This is a genomic window from Lacrimispora sp. YZC11 (genome assembly GCF_057543815.1).
In genome coordinates, this window is the sequence record NZ_BAAJYQ010000016.1 from 501,087 (window position 1) to 521,697 (window position 20,611).

At 44.6% G+C, this 20,611-nt stretch carries 19 protein-coding genes; all 19 read right to left on the reverse strand.

The features are described from left to right. Window positions 1–63 precede the first annotated feature (63 nt). The 19 genes from AC27IJ_RS17640 to AC27IJ_RS17730 all read right to left on the reverse strand — a co-directional run bounded on the left by AC27IJ_RS17640 (window position 64) and on the right by AC27IJ_RS17730 (window position 20,525). Window positions 64–1,071 carry an ABC transporter substrate-binding protein gene (locus AC27IJ_RS17640; RefSeq protein ID WP_312444081.1) on the reverse strand — a complete coding sequence of 336 codons (1,008 nt, stop codon included), beginning with the start codon at window positions 1,069–1,071 and terminating at the stop codon, window positions 64–66. Window positions 1,072–1,143: 72 nt separating this feature from the next. Then, window positions 1,144–2,151 carry an ABC transporter permease gene (locus AC27IJ_RS17645; RefSeq protein WP_312444083.1) on the reverse strand — a complete coding sequence of 336 codons (1,008 nt, stop codon included), beginning with the start codon at window positions 2,149–2,151 and terminating at the stop codon, window positions 1,144–1,146. Window positions 2,152–2,173: 22 nt separating this feature from the next. Beyond that, entirely contained in the window at window positions 2,174–3,676 is a 1,503-nt protein-coding gene (locus AC27IJ_RS17650) for a sugar ABC transporter ATP-binding protein (protein WP_312444084.1), read from the reverse strand. Between the two features lie 169 nt (window positions 3,677–3,845). Further along, entirely contained in the window at window positions 3,846–5,291 is a 1,446-nt protein-coding gene (locus AC27IJ_RS17655; protein ID WP_312444086.1) for an ATP-binding cassette domain-containing protein, read from the reverse strand. Window positions 5,292–5,311: 20 nt separating this feature from the next. Continuing rightward, window positions 5,312–6,331 carry a sensor histidine kinase gene (locus tag AC27IJ_RS17660; RefSeq protein WP_312501789.1) on the reverse strand — a complete coding sequence of 340 codons (1,020 nt, stop codon included), beginning with the start codon at window positions 6,329–6,331 and terminating at the stop codon, window positions 5,312–5,314. Window positions 6,332–6,344: 13 nt separating this feature from the next. Next, on the reverse strand, window positions 6,345–7,952 hold the full coding sequence (locus AC27IJ_RS17665; protein WP_312501790.1) for a response regulator transcription factor: 1,608 nt from the start codon (window positions 7,950–7,952) through the stop codon (window positions 6,345–6,347). A gap of 135 nt (window positions 7,953–8,087) precedes the next feature. Then, complete coding sequence (locus AC27IJ_RS17670) at window positions 8,088–8,831, reverse strand: ABC transporter permease (protein ID WP_487149982.1); 744 nt, start codon at window positions 8,829–8,831, stop codon at window positions 8,088–8,090. Continuing rightward, window positions 8,818–9,549 (reverse strand): ABC transporter ATP-binding protein, encoded by a 732-nt coding sequence (locus tag AC27IJ_RS17675; RefSeq protein WP_487149984.1) that lies wholly within the window; start codon window positions 9,547–9,549, stop codon window positions 8,818–8,820. Before AC27IJ_RS17675 ends, AC27IJ_RS17670 begins: the two co-directional genes overlap by 14 nt. A gap of 61 nt (window positions 9,550–9,610) precedes the next feature. After that, on the reverse strand, window positions 9,611–10,378 hold the full coding sequence (locus AC27IJ_RS17680; protein ID WP_487149986.1) for a MerR family transcriptional regulator: 768 nt from the start codon (window positions 10,376–10,378) through the stop codon (window positions 9,611–9,613). A gap of 216 nt (window positions 10,379–10,594) precedes the next feature. Further along, entirely contained in the window at window positions 10,595–11,482 is an 888-nt protein-coding gene (locus AC27IJ_RS17685) for an RsiV family protein (protein WP_487149988.1), read from the reverse strand. After that, window positions 11,479–11,970 carry a sigma-70 family RNA polymerase sigma factor gene (locus AC27IJ_RS17690; RefSeq protein ID WP_312444096.1) on the reverse strand — a complete coding sequence of 164 codons (492 nt, stop codon included), beginning with the start codon at window positions 11,968–11,970 and terminating at the stop codon, window positions 11,479–11,481. The genes AC27IJ_RS17685 and AC27IJ_RS17690 overlap by 4 nt, the downstream gene beginning before the upstream one ends. Before the next feature lie 452 nt (window positions 11,971–12,422). Further along, window positions 12,423–13,298 (reverse strand): AraC family transcriptional regulator, encoded by an 876-nt coding sequence (locus tag AC27IJ_RS17695; protein WP_487149990.1) that lies wholly within the window; start codon window positions 13,296–13,298, stop codon window positions 12,423–12,425. A 248-nt stretch (window positions 13,299–13,546) separates the two neighbouring features. Next, entirely contained in the window at window positions 13,547–14,512 is a 966-nt protein-coding gene (locus tag AC27IJ_RS17700) for an ABC transporter permease (protein ID WP_092249395.1), read from the reverse strand. After that, window positions 14,509–16,029, reverse strand: coding sequence for a sugar ABC transporter ATP-binding protein (locus AC27IJ_RS17705; RefSeq protein ID WP_487149993.1), 1,521 nt, complete (start codon window positions 16,027–16,029; stop codon window positions 14,509–14,511). The genes AC27IJ_RS17700 and AC27IJ_RS17705 overlap by 4 nt, the downstream gene beginning before the upstream one ends. A gap of 30 nt (window positions 16,030–16,059) precedes the next feature. Further along, window positions 16,060–17,034, reverse strand: coding sequence for a substrate-binding domain-containing protein (locus AC27IJ_RS17710; protein WP_487149995.1), 975 nt, complete (start codon window positions 17,032–17,034; stop codon window positions 16,060–16,062). A gap of 26 nt (window positions 17,035–17,060) precedes the next feature. After that, window positions 17,061–17,711: a dihydroxyacetone kinase subunit DhaL gene (gene dhaL, locus AC27IJ_RS17715; protein ID WP_242883214.1), complete on the reverse strand. Its 651-nt coding sequence runs from the start codon at window positions 17,709–17,711 to the stop codon at window positions 17,061–17,063. After that, window positions 17,708–18,706, reverse strand: coding sequence for a dihydroxyacetone kinase subunit DhaK (locus AC27IJ_RS17720; protein WP_025232940.1), 999 nt, complete (start codon window positions 18,704–18,706; stop codon window positions 17,708–17,710). Before AC27IJ_RS17720 ends, dhaL begins: the two co-directional genes overlap by 4 nt. Continuing rightward, window positions 18,699–19,559 (reverse strand): class II fructose-bisphosphate aldolase, encoded by an 861-nt coding sequence (locus AC27IJ_RS17725; RefSeq protein WP_487149998.1) that lies wholly within the window; start codon window positions 19,557–19,559, stop codon window positions 18,699–18,701. The genes AC27IJ_RS17720 and AC27IJ_RS17725 overlap by 8 nt, the downstream gene beginning before the upstream one ends. 45 nt (window positions 19,560–19,604) lie before the next feature. Then, the gene (locus AC27IJ_RS17730; RefSeq protein ID WP_092249386.1) at window positions 19,605–20,525 is read right to left on the reverse strand and encodes a 1-phosphofructokinase family hexose kinase; all 921 of its coding nucleotides are present in this window, start codon (window positions 20,523–20,525) and stop codon (window positions 19,605–19,607) included. Window positions 20,526–20,611: the final 86 nt, after the last annotated feature.

Genomic DNA, 20,611 nt, shown 5'->3' on the forward strand with positions numbered 1-20,611 from the left:
GGAACCGAAGTACCGTCCCTGCTCTTTCACTGTTATGAAATGTATCTGCGCTTATGCCGCATTTTATTTTATTGTTTCTTTTGTGAGAACGGAAACTCCTGTATCTACGTTCTTGTCTCCTGTATCCTTGCCTTCCAGGGCATTAACTGCTGTCTTTATACCTTCATATCCCATAACATCAGGATTCTGAGCCATGGTTGCCAGGAGATAGCCCTCCTTAATCAGCTGAAGGATCATGTCGGATTTGTCAAAGCCTACGCCGATTACAGTCTCGCCTGCTTCCTGAATGGCATTGCCGGCTCCTACGGTAGAACCTTCATTGGCTCCGAAAATACCTACACAGCCCTGGGTGATATAGTTTGCAGCAATATCTTTGGATTTTGCCGCGTCGCCTTCTCCGTACTGTGTTTCCAGAATCTCAAACTTTGTTCCCTCAAACGCAGAGCGGAAGCCTTCTTCTCTGGCTACTGTGGATGCGGTTGCAGCATTCACATTTACGATGCCGATCTTGCCTGATTCGATTCCATTGGCCTTTAAGGCTTTGATCATTTCGTCACCTGCAGTTTTTCCTGCAGCTTTGTTATCTGTTGCAAGGGTCTGGATTGCCGGCAGGGATGCTGCGGAGTCTACATATACTACTTTCACTCCTGCGTCCATTGCTTCCTGTAACGATGCAGTTACTGCATCAGGACCGTTAGCCGCCAGTAAAATGGCCTGTGCGCCTCCTGCTACGGCATTGTTAATACATTCGATCTGTTTTGCGTCATCCTTTACATCCGGAGCCAGCCACTTATAATCTACATTTCCAAGCTCCTTTACAGCCTTCTGGGCACCTGCATCCACGTTTACCCAGTGCTGGTCCATTTGATCCATAGTGATCAGATAAACCTTGTGTGAGCCTCCGCCGGAAGCTGCCTCTTTCGCAGTTTCTGCTGCTGTGGTTGCAGCTTCAGTTGCAGCCGCTGTTGTTGCCCCAGTTGTAGCTGCTGCCTCTTTCTGCCCGCTGCTGCATCCTGCCATAGAGGCAATCACTCCCATAGAAAGAATAGCCGCCAATACTTTCCGCTTCATAAACCTTTTCCTCCTTAAATTTGGATATTTTAAAATCTGCCTATATCAAAGCCTCAGGCTCCAATACCTTGTTTATGGTTCTAACTTATTCTTCTTACCAAGCTTACCGCTTCTTACAATTACATCGATCAATACGGAGATCACTACAATGGCGCCGATGACAATGTTGCGGATCGCAACCGGAGCACCTGCAAACTGAAGGCCATTCTGCAGTACGCCCCAGATTGAAGCACCGATCACCGTACCGATGAGAATTCCCTGGCCGCCTAATGTTGACACTCCTCCGATTACGGAAGCCGCCACAGCATACATTTCATAGGCATTGCCGGCATCCATGGTGCCCATGCCGCTTGTCGCACAGATCACCAGTCCTACGATGCAGGAACAAAAGGAGCTGACCAGATAAGCCTTTGTGGTGGTGGCGACGATATTTACCCCGGATAGCTTGGAGGCCTCTATATTGCTTCCGATTGCATAAATATGCCGCCCGGTTCTAGTTTTACTTAACAGGAAATTAAATACCAGCCATAAAACAATGGCTATAATCACCGTATTATACACTCCTGCGGCCTTTCCATAATAAAAGAAATCCCGAAACCCCTTTGCCCCGTCTCCGATGGCATCAGTATTGTAGTTATTATTTACGATCTGTGCAACGCCTCTGGCAATCGTCATGGTGCCTAAGGTTGCGATAAAGGGTGGAAGCTTGCACTTAGCTACCAGCAGGCCGTTGACCACTCCTACGATCAGACAGCACATCAGGGTTAGAAGTACCGCTACCCACGGATTTATGCCCTTTGTCATCATGGTCGCAGATATCATGCAGCTCATGCCGACAACGGAACCAATGGACAAATCAATGTTACCGGTGATCAATACATAGGACTGGCCGATGCCGATTAACAGGATCGGCGCAATCTGGCGTAATAGATTCGCAACATTTTTCCCGGAAAAGAATGTAGGGTTTATGATGCCAAAAACAACACACATGACAATGAGTCCCACACTTACGGTGACTACCTGCCCCATCCCGCGAACGGCAAACAGCCTTTTATACCAACTCTGTCTTTTACTATTCATGTTACCTCTCCTTGCTCTTCTCTTAACTGATCTTACTTTCAAACTGAGTCGCAAATTTGAGGATCTGATCCTGTGTCGCCTCAGTTGTCATTATTTCCCCTGTAATCTTTCCGTCGCACATGACAATGATCCGGTCGCTGATGCCCAGGACTTCCGGCATTTCCGACGAAACGAACAAAACGCCGATCCCTTTTTGCTTTAATTCGTTCATCAGGTTATAGATCTCTACCTTAGCCGCCACGTCGATTCCTCTGGTAGGTTCATCAAAAATCACCACCCGGGAATTCCTTGCCAGCCATTTGCCCACCACCACCTTTTGCTGGTTACCGCCGGATAAGCTTCCGGCATTCACCTCTGCATTGGGCAGCTTGATTTGTAAGGAAACCACTGTTTTATCCGTCATTTCCCTCTCTTTTTTCCTGTTAACGATCCCCAGCCTTCCGCACAGCATATCCAGATTGGGAAGAGAGATGTTGTCACGTATGCTGAGCTTCGTGCAAAGGCCATCCTTTTTCCTGTCCTCAGGAGCCAGTACAATGCCTGCTTTTATGGAATCCTCCACGTTATGTATGGTGACCTCTTTCCCATCCAGTAAAATCTGCCCTGTTTCCTTAGGATCCGCTCCGAATATGGCCCTGGTGGTTTCCGTTCTTCCTGCCCCCATTAACCCTGCAATGCCCACGATCTCGCCTTCGTACAGTTCCAGATTGATGTCACGGACCATCCGCCCGGCATTTAAGTTACGGACCTCCAGGATTCTTTTCCCTTTTGGACATGAAACACGGGGGAACTTCTGTTTTATTTCACGGCCGACCATGTGGGAAATGATCTCTTCCATCCGATTCTGATCAAAATCCATGGATGTGATAAATTTTCCGTCTCTCATGATGGTGACCCGGTCCACGATATGCTTCAGCTCTTCCAGACGGTGGGATATGTATACGATTCCGCAGCCTTCCTTTTTCAGCTTTTTAATGATTGTAAATAAGTCATTGATCTCCTTAGATGTCAGGGCTGACGTAGGCTCATCCATAATCAGGACCCTGGCATTCATGGAAAGCGCCTTGGCAATCTCAACCATCTGCTGCTTGGATACCGCAAGGCTTCCTACCAGCTCCTCCGGATCTAATTCAATATTCATACGGCCCAGAATCTCGGCCGCCGCCTTATTCATCTCTTTTTCAGAAAGGACCATTCCCTTTGTCCGCTCCCGTCCCAGGAAAATGTTTTCCGCTACCGTCAAATGCTGACACATGTTCAGCTCCTGGTGGATGATCGCTATTCCCAGTTCCTTTGCCTTCTGTGTGGTCATTTCCCGGATATCAGAACCGAATACCTCAATGGTCCCTCCATCCCTTTCATAGACACCGCTCAATATTTTAACAAGTGTTGATTTTCCTGCACCATTTTCACCCAACAATGCCATAACTTCGCCTGACTTTAAGTAAAACGAAACATCGTCAAGCGCTTTTACACCGGGGAATGTTTTTGTAATATTCTGCATCCGCACAATATCTTCCTGCATACCTATCACCCTCATATTTCTCTCAAATTCTAGCTTCTGTAAACAGTATATCATCGGAAACCCATGGATAGTAGGGGAGATTCTTCCGTTTAAGGGGGGTATTCTTTGGCAATCAAATCCCTTGCAGAAATGAAAAACAGGCAGCCAGACCGCCTGTTAATCCTTTTCATTACCAGCCTACTTTATAAAATTCCTCTTTCGCGTATTCTGCCGCCACCTTTCCATCCTGCAGAATTATCATACGGTCTGATACATCCATGTTGTCGGCAAGGTTGCTGGTGAGAATGAGTACCGAGATCCCGCTGTTTTTCAGCTCCTGGATCAGATCCAGCACATAACGCCTTAAGTACATGTCCCCTTTTGCCAGCGGCTGTACACACACGGCGACCTTAGGGTGAAGAAGATGGATCCGGTAATAGGCAAGGCCGTATCTTTCCCGCAGGCTTAAACGGTCAATCTTTCCCGCATCAATACAGGATCCCACCTTTTTCATATATTCCTTACGCACACTGCGAAGATGGCTGCGCTTTAAATTCCCAAACCACACCTTTCGGTCCAGAAGAAAAGTCAGGTTTTCCATATAGCTCATATCCCTAAACAGAAAGGTTTCTGCCGGATCATCTGGAATGACGGCTACACCCTTCTTAAAAAAGTCCGTAGGCTCCTCCCCTGCAAAAACCCTTTCTCCCAGGTAAATTCTGCCGGCCCGGATTCCCCTGCTGCCGGAGAGAACCTCCACCAGAGGCTCCCATGTCTGATTATCCGTATCCAGTATCATCAGGCATTCCCCTTTTCGCAGAGAAAACCCTACCGGCTCTTTCCCATTCAAATGCACTCCATCCAACTTAAGAACAGCCTCCTCCTTAGGTTCCCGGATCTGGCTGCCGGATAAGTCAAAAGATATGGTATAAGGCTGAAGGGCCGTTTCCACCATTTCTTCTTTTTCAAACACCTTCCATATGATTCCCTGATGAAAAAGAGCCGCCCGGTCCGCAATCTGGAACACCTCCTGATGATGGTTACCCATATAAAGAAATGCGGTCCCCCGCTTTGCCTGCTCCCTAATAATATCCTGAAACTGTTTTAGTTCCATCTGGCTTAAAAAATTGCTGATCCTGTCCAGAATAATGAAACGGCACCCAGCCAGAATGGCTTTTAAAAGCTCAGTCACACAGCGCTCAAAGGCGCTTAAGGTTGAAACCCGGCGTTTGGGATCAATGGACAGCCCCAGCTCTGCCATCAAAAGCTCCACCTGATGATCCAGCACCCTGCTGTTAATGATATACTTTTTAAATCCCTTCCGCATAACAAACAGGTTATCAGATATGGTCAGGCTGTCTATGAGCCGTCCCCTCTCCTCAATGACATAAACCCGGTTGTCGGAAAAGTCCGCATGGGAATAATGATTTACCCGGTCTCCTTCATAATATACTCCGCCAAAGCTTATGGGAATATTATGGCAGATGAGGCGGGTCAACTGGGAACAGCCCTTTGCATCGGATATGATGAGCCCCATAATCTCTCCCTGGAGAATATAAAAATCCAGATTATCCAGATAACGCTCTCCGTTTTCTTCCAGGGTAACATGATTCAGCCGGAGAATTTCCTTTCTCATCTCATCACCTCTTTGTCCTGTTAATCCTTTACCAGCGGAAGGGATATCTCCACATCCGTTCCTGCCTCCACCTGGCTGTAGACATGGATGCCATATTCCTCTCCAAAAAGCAGCTTGATTCTGTTATTGACATTCTGGATTGCAATGCCGCCTTTCCGGTCTATATCAGGGTTCACGTCGTCTAAGGATAGGCTTTTAAGCTTTTCATTTAACATCTTCACCCTGTCGGCCTCCATCCCAAGTCCGTCATCAGATACCTTGATGATCAACCTGGAATCCGTCACCGAAATTTTAATGATCAGATGCCCTTCCCCTATTTTCCGTTCGATCCCATGATAAATAGAATTTTCAACAACAGGCTGCAAAGTCAGCTTTGGCAGACGGTATTGCAGAATCTCCATTTCATCCAGCTCTTCTGAACATGTATACTGAATATTCAACTGTAATTTTTTGCCAAAGCGGAACTGTTGGATATAATAGTAGTTCTCAATATTTGCAAGCTCATCCTCTAAGTTTACCAGATGGTCTACATTGGAAATGGTATAACGGAAAAAGGTAGCAAGAGCCTCTGTCATCTCCGCTATGCTGTCCACGCCAAGGCTCAGCGCCTCACTCCGTATTCCTTCCAGAGTATTGTACAAAAAATGAGGGTTGATCTGATTTTGCAGGGCAAGATATTCCGCCTGTTTTTTTGATACATTGATCAGTTCCCTGGTTCCCAGCATTTCCAGAAATCTCTGATTTACTTTCTCGGATTCCGGGCAATAAGGATAGCGTATTTTAAATAAGTCATTTAAAACACTGCCAGAGGCAAACTGCCGTTCCACTCGTTTGGTTTCCTGCATGGGCTTATAAATTCCATAATATCCGTTGTAAAAAAACAAGACCAGGAGAACGGAAGCCGCCATTATAAGCCAAATTTGCTCCGGCTGACCCATGGTTAAGTACAGGGCATAGCAAAGCAAAAGCATGAACCCGGTCAAAATACCTGCCAAAAGAAGAATTACTCTGATAGACAGAAACCGAAACCTTTCCTTCATAATACGCCTCCCATCAGGAATAAAGCTTCCGATACTCGTTTGGCTTTAAACCGGAATATTTGGTAAAATTCTTTGTAAAATACTTTACATCACTGTAGCCCACTTCCTCACATATGGATGCAACACTTAAATTTGTTTCCTTTAGAAGGCCTTTCGCCTGTTCCATACGCACCTCGGATAGAAACTCCAAAAAGTTCTTTCCTGTCTCTTTCTTAAACAGGGAACTGAAATATGTAGGATTGAATCCGGCGACTTCACTGACTGTTTCTAAGGTAATTGCTTCCCGATAATGGTCCCTGATGTATTTTTTGGCTATGCGGATGGGGCGGTTATTCTCCTGCATCTTTCCGGCCACGGCCTTATCGTAGGAAGCGGAAATCTCTTTTATGAGATAGCGCAGGACCTCTCTTGCAGAAGAACAAAATTCCACTCCCTGATTAAACCGTTCCATAAAATTCTGTTCAATGGGGATTTTATGATTTTTCATGAAAAACAGATACAGATTGCAGACCTCTCTGCACATCTGCAGAATTTCATGCCCGGTCATATCCGGCTGCTCCAGAAGCCCGTCTTTCAGTTTCATCAGGCAATCCCCCACCTGCTGCCTGTCCAGACTTTCCAAAGCCGTGTTCATGTTCTGGTTAAACTGAGTGAACCACTGGCTTGATGCCAGATGAAAGGAGCTGCGCAGCTCCCCCTCCAGGAGCTTACCGTTTCCGGCTACCAGACGCTGCTCCACCAGATACCTGGCGGATTTAAGAGAACTTCTTAGCTGGGCGATATTCCATACGGTTGTTCCAAACCCAATGGTCACTCGAAGCCCTTCCAGAATGGATTCCAGCACAGCAAGCTCATTTAATATATTTTTACATTGCCGGCGGATGAACTTCCTGTTTTCCTCTCCATAATTCAGGAACAGATAAATATGGCTGTTTTCCACATACAATTCCCAGTCGAATACATGACCTTTCAGCATCTGCTCTGCAATCTGAGTTGTCTTTTCTGTCAGAAATTCCAGGTTTTTCTCGTCAGGCATGGAAATTCCATCAAATTTGACACAAACGATCTGAAAGCATCCCTGTTTTAACTGATAATAATACTGCTTATTGATTTCTTCCAGGCTGGAGCAATCCTGCTCGCTCCGGTCCCGGTACAGGACATTGGAAAACCAGGTGGTCCGCAGTCTCTCTGCGTCGCTTTTCCTCGCCAACCTGACCCGCTCCTCGTAGGTCAGCTGCTCGCTTTTTTCATTATACCTTACTCTTATTTTTTCCAGAGTTTCCGTTAATTCCTGTTTTTTGATTGGCTTTAACAAATAATCGCTGACCCCATATTTGATCGCTGTCTGGGCATATTCAAAATGGCGGTATCCGCTGATAATCACAAACTCCACGCCTAAATTCAGTTCCCGGGTCTTTTTCACTAAGTCCAGGCCGTCATATCCCGGCATCCTGATATCCGTAATCACTACATCAGGAGAAAGGGCTTCTATCTTTTCAAGCGCCTCTATCCCATTATTTGCCACACCGCTGAGCATCATATCCAGTGCTTGCCAATCGATCAGCTTCTCGATCAGCTGGCAGATCTTTTCTTCATCATCTGCTATCAATACTTTTAACATGTTTAACCCCCTGCTATCCCCCGATTCTTTTGACATTATAACATGTTCGCCCGGGTGAAGGAAGTAGTGTAAAAAAGAAAAGCAGCCGTAATACATGAACATTGTAAATTTTGAAAAGCCGATCAGTCCAATCTCTCATTCCCACTTAAAAAAGCGGAGGGAAATATTGATACATATCGCTGCAATCGCGATCATCACCATAACCGGAATGAAAACCCTGTCCATTGGAAGACCCAGTGAAGCAGCCTTTAGAAGTTTAATTCCCTGTGTCAATGGAAGGATATCCGCCGCTTTTTGAAACGCAGCAGGCATTACCTCATAAGGCAGAGTGGCGCCTGAAAAAATAAGCATTGGAAAGTACAGCAGACTGGCGGCGGCACCAGCTATTTTCGTGTTCGGTGCAATTCCTCCCACTAACAGCCCAATGCTGAACATGGACAGCATAACCAGCAAGTATGCCCCCAGGAACGAAAGCCATGAGCCTTTTAATTGAAATCCGAACAATAACGCCCCTGTTGCGTAAACAAGGATAAGGGAGGCAATCGAATAAAGCGCATAAATTGCAACCTGCACCACCAAGATAAGGGCGGGATCAGCGGGCGTTACCTTAAGCCGCTTTAAAATCTTTCTGCTTCGATAATCAGATACAACCAGGGGAAGCCCCATCACACCTCCGGCACAAATGGCAATGGCTGATACCGCACCAAAGGATTGTTCCAGGAACGTATAATCTGCACCATCAAAAGCGGGTTTGTCTCCAAAAACTGCTCCTAAGATTACAACTACAATAACTGGCATGCAAATAGCAAAAATAAACATGTCCAGCCCGCGAAGGGACAATTTTCCTTCTGTTTTTAGCAACGTTTTAAATGTTTTCATATTCACCCTCCCCGTCAGTATACCAAAGATATGCATCCTCAAGCTTTTCATAAGGACTTGCCGCGACCGAATCTTTTATGGAACCGCAAAATATACTCTTTCCGTTCTTCAAAATCATGATCCTGTCACAAAGAGCTTCCACCTCATCCATAAAATGGGAGGTCAGCAAAATGGTGATTCCTCTTTCTTTTAACTGAGAAAGACTCCTCCACACTTCCCTCCGTGCCCTGGCATCCAATCCTGTTGTCAGCTCGTCTAAAAACACTACTTCGGGATCCGGGATCAGCGCAAGCACGATAAAAAGCCGTTGCTTCTGACCTCCTGAAAGTTCACTGACCAGGCTTTTTGACTTTTCCGAAAGTCCGAACTGTTCCAGAAGAACACCATAATCCAGGGTGTTTTTGTAAAGCGAAGCAGTAACTTCACAAAGCTCATCTACCTTGATTTTGTCCTGATAATTGGCCTCCTGAAATTGAACACCGACCCTCTCAAAAAGTTTTTTCCGGTCTTTTTGCGGATTCATTCCCAAAATGGATACCGTTCCACTATCCTGCTTTTTCGTTCCCAGGATACATTCGATTGCCGTACTTTTACCCGCTCCGTTTGCTCCCAGCAAGCCAAACACTTCCCCGCGGCAAATTGAGATATTAATATTCTCTATTGCTTTCACTTGGGCGTAAGACTTGCACAGCCCGTTTACTTCAATGGTTGTTTCCATGCGATAAAATCCCTCCTTTTTTCTTTTCACAAAAAGAATAACACCAGAGCAAAGTCTGGTGTTAAAGTGTAGGGTTTGATTCAAATTGTTTTTTCATCTTCCCAAGGTGCGCCAGCATAACTTTCGCGTTTTCCTCCGCATAATGCAAAGAAGTGAGAAGCTTATCACATAGAGATATAATATCGTCGCTTTCGTCTGGTGTATCAATCACCTGCCGGATATCTGCTTTGGGATTTTGGGATAATGTATTCAGCATTCGCAAAATTGCAGAAAGGGAGTAATTTGCACAGCGCAGGGAACGTATGATTTTAAGCCGCCGAATATCTTCATCCGTATAAACCCGGTAGCCATTTTGTTTTCGTTTTATAGTGAGCAGACCGTTCATTTCCCAATTTCTTAAAGCATCCATTGAAATTTGTAAATAATCGGCCGTTTCTTTTCTGGTTAAAACCATAGTCTCGGATTCTTGTCCCTGGTTGCTGCCTGATAACAGCTTTTGGGTAATCTCTATGGCCTCTTCCGCATTACTCTGCTCATTTTTTATCTGCTGCAAATAATGTTCCGTTAAGGCAATCGCCTTGTCAAAATTTCCGGAAGCTGAGGTCTTAATAATCGTAATTGCCTGTTTTCTCAATCCATTTTGCAAAACCTCGACCTTTAGCGCAATTCTTACGAATTTAATTTGTTCCATATGAAAATCTGTAAAAATGCGATAACCGTTTTCCTTCCGCTCTGGTTTGGGAATAAGCCCAAGTTCTTCATAAAGCCGTACTGTATTGGAATGGATTCCTATACTACACGCAATTTCAGATGTCATGTAAGTTTTCATTTAATCTATCACCACCATTCTATTCCACCATAATAGCATCATTAAAAAGTCTGGTGTTATAGTGGAGAGTTCAATTGTAACGAATAAGAATAAAAAGTGCAAGGCGGAGATGATATCGGCCTGCCTGCAAAAGAAAACAAGCATATGGTCCATCGGGAACGATACGCTTGTTTTCCAGTCAGCCTTCCTTACAGAGCCATAAACATGATTTGCTCTTTACCTTACTATTTCAAATTCGACAGACCCGGCAGCTCCAGGCGCTATCTCATATTTGTCAAAAACTATAACCGGATTCCCATTATCCTTCATATAAAATTTTGTCTCATCAGTAATGCTTTCGAAACCGCCCTCCTCAGGAGTAAAAAATGGAATACCAATTTCCTTTGATTTTTCCTCCATCTGGCTATTAATGCTCTCGTTTGCTTTATTGATGTAATCCTCTCCAAGAACATCTCCTAGTGATAATAGCTTTCCTGATTTTAGATCTATGTTATAGTACTTTTCCTGACTGTAGGCAGAGGTCCAGCTCTCTGTTCCCCTTACCACAAAAGAAAGATAGTCTTCGCTTTGGGCCTTGATCTCATACCACACCTTGATCTCGATCTTATGTTCCGCCCATTCTGCCTCTGTTCCTCCTGTATCCAAAAATGCCTGTTTGTAATCCTGTGCACGCTCCAATGATTCATCCGCATATTTGCTGCAGATTTCCTGGATTTCTTCATTTATTTGCTTGGAAAGTCCATGGGTGTCCTTTTGGATAAATTCAACTCCCGGCACTTCTACCGAAATTTTTTCATCCCCAACAGTCTTTTTATAGGAGCTTACAGTCAGGATCCTTGCGATGGCACCTACAACCGGAAGCTGATGCACCTCCTCAGCAAATGCTGTGTTTATATTTAGTGCTGCAGTAAATGTAATAAGGAAAACTGCCGCTGTTCCCAATCCCCATTTATAGTACCTTCTCTTTCCATTCCCATTATTATTCCTGGTGCTTGTTGCTTTTCTTCCTTCAAACTGCTCGATGGCACCCTGTATGCGTCCGCTTAATTCCTCGGGAATGGGAGTCTCATCGTATCTCTTTTTTGCATCATCCAACTGGTTCATAAGTTTACCTCCTGAATATTCTGCTTTAACAATTTTAAGCCACGGTACAGTCTTGCCTTTACCGTGTTTAAATTGGCACCGGTGATCTTAGCAATCTCTTTCAGCGACATTTCTTCAAAAAAACGAAGCTTAATGATGTTTTGTATTTCTATATCCAACCGGTTGATCTCGTTATAAAGGTCATCCGATGGTTCAAAGCCCTGTTCATAATAGGGTATCTCCAGACCCAGGTCTTCTCCTGAGGCGATCTCTTTTTTATTTTTCTTTAAAAAATAAATGCTTTCGTTTACAAGTATTCTGTAAAACCACGTTTTAATAGCGTCGTAATTTTTCAAGGATTCATAATGATCCAGGGCTTTTAATACAGCATTCTGAACAATATCCAGGGCATCCTCCTGGTTTTGGGTGTAGCTGAATGCCAGCCGGTAAAATTTTTTCTGATTTTCAATGATGTAGCCTGTCATCTTATCATAGTTCTCTTGTCTCATTTGTTACCCTTTCTGTCTTTTAACAGACATTTTTGCCGTTCTGTTATATAGATGATTTCAGATGCAAAAAAGTTGCAGAAAATGAAAAACAAGGCTCTGAAAATTCAGAAGCCCCGTTTTTATATGCTTTACGCCCTTACTATTTAATCCATTATTATTATTTCACCTTTGGGCTTGAATTTATTCTACAGTAATTGTCACAAAACAGCATGTGACATAATTCCGTATGATATGTTTTTTATAATTACCATACCACTATCATTGCATAACTGAGCCAAAATATCAAGCAGGTCATCGATTCCCCACTTTATACTCTAAGCAAAGCGACGGCCTTGAATCTTTTCGATTACAAAACCGCCGCTTGATCATGCATTTTTCATTGGACATAACGTATTGCCTGCCAGATGACGGCTTTTTATATGCCGGCTGGCAGTTTAAATGCTTTCGTGCATTTAACCGCCAATTTTGCGAACAGGGATCCATATCTCACTTTTATAATCTGGCCTGCTCGTATCAGGGGTTTCATTCCACAATAACTCCGGTCCCCCGGTCAATTCATATCCCGATGCCGGGAACCATTCTCCATAAATCTTAGCCCATGTGTCCTGAATCGCATCCGGAAACGTACCAACCACTTTAAATACCGCCCAAGTGGATGCCGCAACATGAAGGATATCATAGCCGTCAGAAGCCATTTTGGAAGTGGCAACTCCGATATACTGGTCAAGTTGTGAGCCTTCCGTGGTACGCTCATGAAAATTCGCAGAAACACTGAGCATTCCTTTTGGTTCCACGTCGCATAATCCTTTTAGCTCATCAATAATTTGAGGAGTTAGTTTTTGTACCAATGAGTCCATCTGCGGATTGACCCCTTTAAATTGCACTGTAATTCTTTTTTTAAATCCAACAACATAAAATTCGTCTTTTTCGACAACCCGATAATTCATTTCCATTCCTCCTTTGATTGTTAATTGAAAGGTCATTGGAGGCAGGACTTTAAGTTCAGTGTTTGCTTTTTTAGCTTGTGAAGGGGTTACTCCATGCATCACTTGAAATGCTTTACTAAAAGCTTCAGGTGATTCATAGCCAAGCTGCAGTGCTAAATCAATGACTTTTACCGATTCAGTCTGTAACATCAGTCCTGCTGCCGATAGCCGCCTGCGGCGAATATATTCACCTAATGGCATTCCTGCTAGAAAAGAAAACATTCTGCGAAAATGGTATTCTGAACAGCCGGATATGCGTGCGATCTGACTCGGTTCAATATCAAACATCAAATTTCTTTCAATATATGCCATTGCATCATTAAATTGAGCCAGCGTATTCATTGCCTGATTCCTCCTTTCAAATCAATCATACCTGAGTTTTAGATGTAAATCCTGATATTTTTGATGCGGATAAACACAGATTTAATTATCAACAAAGGACTCCTTGCTTTAATGTTCAATAAATATCAAAAATCAAATATTTATATTTGCTTTTATTGATGTTATTCTTCCTTTTCCGGCTTCATTATATCATGCAATGCCTCTGGTTAAAAGAAGTAACCTTTGCCGGAAACTAATCAATACCAGCATCACTCATTGCTCTGTAACCGGTCAATCACTACTGCAATGAGAATAATAACTCCCATGGCAATGGTCTGCCAATAAGAGGATATGCCTAACAGACTCAATGCATTATTTATGATTCCGATGACAAAGAGTCCAAAGATCGTCTGCACCATACCGCCCCGTCCTCCGGACATACTGGTGCCTCCCATAGCTACAGCAGCAATGGCATTCAGCTCATATCCGGCTGCGGCAGTTGCCTGACCGTTCTGCAGTTTAGAAGCCAATACCGCACCTGCAAGGGCCGCTAAGATTCCGCAGATAATATAAACAGACATTTTGATCTTCCTTACCTGGATTCCGCTGAGCTTTGCAACCTCCGTATTGCTTCCTACCGCATAAATGTATCTGCCGTAACAGGTTCTTCCAAGAATAAAAATGGCAGTACCAATCACCAAAAACATGAGTATGACAGATACCGGCACCGGACCAACCGAGCGAAGTCCTACCCAGCCAAAAGAAGCCGGAAGTCCGAATATCGGTTTTGCATCTGTAAAAACATATCCCAGACCTCTTGCGGCATTCATCATCGCCAGCGTGGCGATAAAGGGCGGAACATTTAAAACAGATACAAATAATCCGTTGATGCTGCCGCAAATTCCTCCGACCACAACAGATGCTGCCACAATCACACACAAGCTCAGCCCTATGCCGGCATCCGGAAACAGCTTGATGCAGGCTGCTGCTGCAATACCGGCAAGTGCCGCAACAGAGCCAACGGATAAATCAATTCCATCAGAAAGAATCACAAAAGTCATGCCGGTTGCAATCAATGCATTAATTGCAATTTGAATCAATACATTCTTAAAGTTACCGATGGTTGCAAACCTGGGAACAAACATCAGGCAAAGTGCAAACAAAAGGATCAGGAAAATCAGCATGGTATTGTCTTTTGCAAATGTCAGATATTTATTTGGTTTTTGTTTATTCATTCTTTTGCCCTCCCGGAACTTTCTGTGCTGATACTTGCCAATCCCATGATTTTTTCTTCCGAAGCCTCTTTGGTATCTATAAATCCTGAAACAGTCCCTTCCCTCATGATCATAATCCGGTCTGCAACTCCAAGAATTTCTGGCAGATCAGAGGAAACCATGATAATGCTGCCTCCTGCCTCTACAAACTCCTTCATCAAGTTGTAGATTTCAGCTTTTGCATTGACATCAATCCCCCTGGTAGGCTCGTCCATGATCAAAATACGGGAGCCTGCAAGAAGCCACCTTGCAATGACCACCTTCTGCTGGTTACCTCCTGAGAGATTTTTGATCCTGGTCTTGATCCCGGGAGTTTTCGTCCCCATCTTTTTCACATATTCCTCTGACGCCGCCTTTTCCCAGGCGAAGTCGATCAATCCCTTTTTAGACCTTTGAAACAAGCTGGATAACGTCGTATTGATGGCTACATTATTTTCAAGAAGCAGCCCCTGGCCCCTTCTGTCCTCCGGAACAAGGCCAATCCCGGAGGCAACCCCATCCTTTACAGATTTCGGCCGGTATGGTCTGCCATGGACAAACATAGAACCAGAGTCCGGGGCATCCGCTCCGAAAACAGTTCTCATCACTTCTGTCCGTCCAGCACCGATCAATCCTGCAACACCCAGGATTTCTCCCCTTCTCAGCTGAAATGAGACATTGTGGAACATGCCGCCTCGTCCCAGGTTTTCTACGGATAACACAATTTCATCCTTCACTGCATTTTCTGACCGGAAATAGAACTGCTTCATTTCTCTTCCGACCATCTTGTTGATCATTTCTTCTTCTGAAATTTGAGATAAAGGCAGAGTTACTACAACTTTTCCATCTCTTAAAATCGTAATATCATCCCCTATTTCACGTATTTCCTTCAAACGGTGGGATATGTAAATAACCGCTACATTTTCTTCCTTTAAAGACTTTATGACTTTAAACAATGCCCCCACTTCCTTTTCCGACAAGGAGGAGGTAGGCTCATCCATGATGACCATTGAACTGTTTTGGGATACCGCCCTGGCGATTTCGACCATCTGCTTATCCCCATTGGCCAGCTTTCTGATAAATGTCCTGGGGTTTATTTGCATTCCCAATGATTCCAGCAGCTTACCGGCTTCCTGATTCATCTTCTGCTTATCAATCAGCCCTAAGGGGGTTTTTGGTTCCCTTCCAAGGAAGATGTTCTCAGCAATCGTCAGATCCGGTATCACACTGAGCTCCTGATGGATCACACTGATTCCTTTCCCTAAGGATTCTCTGGTGTTTTCAAATCTTTCTTTATTTCCTCTGACAATCAGATTCCCTTCATCCGATTGATATACCCCTGAGATAATTTTAATAATTGTAGATTTCCCTGCACCATTTTCCCCCAGCAGAACATGGACTCTGCCAGGGGAAAAATTGATGGAAACGTCATTCAGTGCTTTTACGCCAGGGAAGGATTTACTAATGTGTTCTAAAGCAACGAAAGCCTGTTCTTTCATTGCATCTCACTCCTTCCGTTATAGGTTGTATTATTTTAAGTTGCTTGCGTCAACCACTCTGGGTGGAATCGGAATTAATTTTTCAACAGACTCACCTGCCAGATGCTTCTTAATGCATTCCAATGTTGTTATTCCAATGGCTGACGGATCCTGAGCAATATCAGCGATCCAGTTTCCGCCGCTTAAAATCGCTTCAACACCTTCCGGGTTTCCGTCAAAACCAATCACTTTTACATTACTTCCCACCGCATCAATGGAGGACATGGCGCCTACGGCCGCGGGATCGCCGACGCAAAATACCACATCAAGGTTTTCATGCTTTAACAGCATATTCTGCATAACCTCTGCCGCTTTTCCCTGGTCTCCTGAATAGTTCTGTACATCCACAACCGATACAACGGGAGCATTTTTACTAAGCCATTCTGTGAACCCTTTTTCACGCTGTACGCAGCCTTCAATCTCTGCATATGTAATAACTGCCGCCTGACCGGCTTTTTGTTTCAGGATATGTTCTACCGCATATTCTGCAGCCAGTTCTCCGCCTCTGTAATTATCGGTTGAAATATGGCTGATTACCTCTCCATCCGACGCAACATCCATGGTAAATACCGGTATACCGGCTGCATCAGCCAGTTCCACCATGGATTTACTTCCAGCGGAGTTGGTTGGACAAATGACGATGGCATCTACCTTTTGTGTAATAAAATCCTGTACCTGATTCAGCTGTTTGTTGCCGTCTCCGGCCGCATCCTGGATGATCAGCTGATATCCCATTTCTTTTGCCTTTTCATTCATAGCTGCCTCTATGTTATTATAGAAAACATGCGCATTGTTTAACAGGCTGACACCCACTGTGATGCTTTTGTCATTGGTTTCCTTAGGCTTTGAAGCCTCCTCGCTTCCCGCATTTGTTGCCACTGCCGGTTCCTGTGCGGCTTTCTGGCATCCCGCCAGACTCAAAACTACTGCTCCTGCGACTAAAAATCTCTTTAATGCTTTCTTCATGTTGCGTAACCTCCCATAATTTTTATTTATATCAAGTTATTTGATACCCAATCCGACATAGCCTGGAAAATCAGCCATACGGATGTAGCACCCGCATCCTGCAGTCCAATCGCCTTGTCCCCGTAATATTTAGCCCTTCCAAATCTGGCTTTTATTTCTTTTGTATATTCAACACCCTTTTTTGCTGCTGTTGCAGCCATGGAGAATCCCTCATGGATGGTCAGCCCCTGGGAAGCGGCGTGTTCTAACGCAGCAACGGCTGGCTCCAATGCATCCACCATAGTCTTATCTCCGACCCTGGCCTTCCCTCTTTGCATAATGGCATCCAGGGATACCCGGAAGCTTTCCGCAAAATCCGAAAGCCCAAAACAACAGGATGGTTCTCGACGGATAACACCGCTGATAAACATGGTACCAAACAAAACGCCTGAGGCTCCGCCCATGGTATCAAGCAGAATCCGCCCCAATTCCTGAAATACGGATTCCACGGATTCTGCTTCCAGGGAAGGAAGCTGTTCCAGGACCGCTTTAAATCCCAGTTCCATTCCCGTGCCATGATCTCCATCACCTATTTTCATATCAATTTCTGTCAGATACGGCTCATTTATAACAATCCGGTCGGCAACACACAGAAAAAGCTGCTTTACCTGATCCGCATTTAGTTGATCCACATTCATCTGCTGCCTCCTTGAAACCGGAATAATGGGGATTTACAGGGTTTTTGATATAATTCTTTCAACTCATCATCAAGGATCAGTATTGATACGGAAAAGCCACCGGTTCCCTGAGGTGAAAAAAGGGTATCAATAAATGAATGAACATTGACAATTCCGTTTGCCTCTGCAATTTCACTCACTTTCCGGCTTACGATGCAAAGTTCCAGCATGCTGGTAAATCCGTAACCATTCACCATAAATGCAGCCTCACAGCCTGCCGGGACCTCATTTAACAACTGTTCCATGAGCGCTTCTGTTATCGCATCTGCTGACGAGAGCTCTTCCCGTTTCGTTCCGGGCTCTCCATTAAATCCCATTCCAAACTCCACAAAGCCATCCGGAAGCTCGCACATCGCCTCTCCTGACCCGGGCATATATCCCGGGGAGGTTGTTACACCAAAGGTTCTGGTGTTTTTGACTGCTTTCTCAACCACCCGTTTCATTTCTTCCAGACCATAGCCTTCTTTTGATGCTGCCCCCGCAATTTTAACCACAAAGGAAATTCCTGATATCCCCCTGCGCTCCTCCTTTTTTTCCAGGGGAGCCGACGAAATATCATCGGATACATAAATGCAATGGGACTTAATTCCTTCCAATTCGGCCAGCTCCCGCACCAGTTCAAAATTCAGCACATCTCCGGCATGGTTTGCCGCGATAAAAATGACGCCCTTATCATGAGGCACTGACCTTGTCACTTCCAATACGGTACGGGAAGGCGGCGCCGTATAAACATTTCCCAGGGCAGCTCCGTCAGCCAGGCCATCTCCTACAAATCCCAGAACCCACGGTTCATTCCCAGATCCTCCGGCAATGACCACCGACACCTTATCTTCTTCCCTTTTATTTTTAATACCCATAACGCCAGGTACCTTGCAGTACAGGTCCGGATTTAATGATAGATAGCCTTCCAGCATCTCCGGTACCATCCGCTCCTGGCTATTGATCAGCTTATTCATAATTTCCTGCTTTCCCCCCGCTGCCACAAACTGAAATTTTGTTCCATACATACTGCTTTACAGACTCTCGGCCTCTTTTGCCATAAGTTTTTGGATCAATAACGGATTGGTTTTCTTTTAGAACCGCTTTCACCCCTTCGCTAAATGCGATTCGTAAATCCGTCGCATAATTGACTTTACAAATGCCTTCCCGGATGCATTCCTGCACCGTTTCATCTGCAAGCCCGGAGGTTCCATGGAGAACAAGGGGTATGGAAACCTTCTTCCTGATTTCCTTTAGTATATCAATGCGGATATTGGGAACTCCGGAATATACGCCATGTGCTGTTCCGATGGATACCGCAAGATAATCGATTCCTGTCTTTTCCACAAAATAAGCGGCTTCATCCGGTGATGTGAATCCTCCGTCACCGCCCTCCAGATCATCTTCCTTTCCTCCCACACGCCCCAGCTCCCCTTCGACCGGTATGTAAGACGGATGGCATGCATCCACAACGGATTTTGATATAGCCGCATTCTCTTCCAGGGACAAATGGGAACCGTCTATCATAATGGAGGTATATCCCTCACGAAGGGCCTGCATCGCCAGTTCAAAGCTGCTGCCATGATCCAGGTGAAGCGCCACAGGGACAGAAGCGCGTTCGGCTGCTGCTTTTACATTCGCATAGTACAGGTTTAAGCCTCCGTATTTTACTGTAGACGGCGTCGTCTGCAGAATCACCGGCGCCTGAAGCTCCTCCGCCGCATCAATGACAGCCATAACCATTTCCATGTTTTCCACATTAAAGGCACCGACTGCATAGTTTCCTTTTTGGGCATCAAGTAACATTTTTTTAGAAGTAACTAACGGCATTTTTCTCTCTCCTATTCTTGTGACAATCATGAAACAGCCACATGTTTATTCCACCCTTCTTACATCAATTTCCTTCTCATAATCATCTACCTTATCCATGGGTCCCAATCCGTTGCTCTCAGCCACGTTTGCCCCTACTGCCGCAGAACGCTTTAATGCTTGTTCTACCTCCCCCGGCTGATCAAGCCATACGCTTAAAAATCCGGCAAGGCATGCATCTCCCGCGCAGGCAGAGCTGACCAGCTCAACGTTCTTTGTACCTGCAAAAAATACAGATTTCCCATTATAAAAATAGGATCCCCGATCCCCCAGTGTAATAAGGATATTTTGTGCCCCCTTCTCGTGCAGATAGTGGAGGGCATCGACCATATCAGCTTCATCCCGCATAATGATTCCAAAGATATCTTTTACTTCCTCATCATTGGGCTTAATTAAGTATGGCCGATAATGCATTAAGTCCTTTAAGTAATCGGAACTGATATCTAAAATTACCTTTACCTGTTTTTTTCTGCATATTTCCATTACCTCATCATAAAACTGGTTTCCGATCCCCTTTGGCAGGCTTCCGCTGATTACCAGCGTATCTAAATCAGCAAGTCCGTTCATAATCCGGAGCATATCCTCCTGCTTCCGGTCAGATACATAGGACCCTTCATTTACAAACTTGAACTCCTCTTTCCCATCGTTTATAAAAATATTAATCCGTGTGATATCTTCCACCCAGACCGGAAAGGTTTCAATGGATTTCTTCTGAGTCTCTTCAACGATATACTTTCCTGAAAAATCTCCAAAAAAGCCAAGAACTTTTGATTGGATATGGAACCGTTTCAAACAATAGCTTACATTCAGCCCCTTACCATTGGGAGTATAAACAGCACCATACGTCCGGTTTACTACTTTTGCCTGTATCCCATTGGTTGAAATATTCATATCAATCGCAGGATTTGTAGTCAAAGTATAGATCATCTTCTATTGCACCTCACCTTTTTTCAGAACTTCTGCTCATTTGCCATTATATAAAGAAATCCCATGAAAATCTTTTCAGAAATTGA

What these genes read in the sequence shown, in the direction of transcription:
- AC27IJ_RS17640 (WP_312444081.1), bottom strand. Translation starts at nt 1,071, where the DNA reads ATGAAGCGGAAAGTATTGGCGGCTATTCTTTCTATGGGAGTGATTGCC.
- AC27IJ_RS17645 (WP_312444083.1), bottom strand. Translation starts at nt 2,151, where the DNA reads ATGAATAGTAAAAGACAGAGTTGGTATAAAAGGCTGTTTGCCGTTCGC.
- AC27IJ_RS17650 (WP_312444084.1), bottom strand. Translation starts at nt 3,676, where the DNA reads ATGCAGGAAGATATTGTGCGGATGCAGAATATTACAAAAACATTCCCC.
- AC27IJ_RS17655 (WP_312444086.1), bottom strand. Translation starts at nt 5,291, where the DNA reads ATGAGAAAGGAAATTCTCCGGCTGAATCATGTTACCCTGGAAGAAAAC.
- AC27IJ_RS17660 (WP_312501789.1), bottom strand. Translation starts at nt 6,331, where the DNA reads ATGAAGGAAAGGTTTCGGTTTCTGTCTATCAGAGTAATTCTTCTTTTG.
- AC27IJ_RS17665 (WP_312501790.1), bottom strand. Translation starts at nt 7,952, where the DNA reads ATGTTAAAAGTATTGATAGCAGATGATGAAGAAAAGATCTGCCAGCTG.
- AC27IJ_RS17670 (WP_487149982.1), bottom strand. Translation starts at nt 8,831, where the DNA reads ATGAAAACATTTAAAACGTTGCTAAAAACAGAAGGAAAATTGTCCCTT.
- AC27IJ_RS17675 (WP_487149984.1), bottom strand. Translation starts at nt 9,549, where the DNA reads ATGGAAACAACCATTGAAGTAAACGGGCTGTGCAAGTCTTACGCCCAA.
- AC27IJ_RS17680 (WP_487149986.1), bottom strand. Translation starts at nt 10,378, where the DNA reads ATGAAAACTTACATGACATCTGAAATTGCGTGTAGTATAGGAATCCAT.
- AC27IJ_RS17685 (WP_487149988.1), bottom strand. Translation starts at nt 11,482, where the DNA reads ATGAACCAGTTGGATGATGCAAAAAAGAGATACGATGAGACTCCCATT.
- AC27IJ_RS17690 (WP_312444096.1), bottom strand. Translation starts at nt 11,970, where the DNA reads ATGAGACAAGAGAACTATGATAAGATGACAGGCTACATCATTGAAAAT.
- AC27IJ_RS17695 (WP_487149990.1), bottom strand. Translation starts at nt 13,298, where the DNA reads ATGAATACGCTGGCTCAATTTAATGATGCAATGGCATATATTGAAAGA.
- AC27IJ_RS17700 (WP_092249395.1), bottom strand. Translation starts at nt 14,512, where the DNA reads ATGAATAAACAAAAACCAAATAAATATCTGACATTTGCAAAAGACAAT.
- AC27IJ_RS17705 (WP_487149993.1), bottom strand. Translation starts at nt 16,029, where the DNA reads ATGAAAGAACAGGCTTTCGTTGCTTTAGAACACATTAGTAAATCCTTC.
- AC27IJ_RS17710 (WP_487149995.1), bottom strand. Translation starts at nt 17,034, where the DNA reads ATGAAGAAAGCATTAAAGAGATTTTTAGTCGCAGGAGCAGTAGTTTTG.
- dhaL (WP_242883214.1), bottom strand. Translation starts at nt 17,711, where the DNA reads ATGAATGTGGATCAACTAAATGCGGATCAGGTAAAGCAGCTTTTTCTG.
- AC27IJ_RS17720 (WP_025232940.1), bottom strand. Translation starts at nt 18,706, where the DNA reads ATGAATAAGCTGATCAATAGCCAGGAGCGGATGGTACCGGAGATGCTG.
- AC27IJ_RS17725 (WP_487149998.1), bottom strand. Translation starts at nt 19,559, where the DNA reads ATGCCGTTAGTTACTTCTAAAAAAATGTTACTTGATGCCCAAAAAGGA.
- AC27IJ_RS17730 (WP_092249386.1), bottom strand. Translation starts at nt 20,525, where the DNA reads ATGATCTATACTTTGACTACAAATCCTGCGATTGATATGAATATTTCA.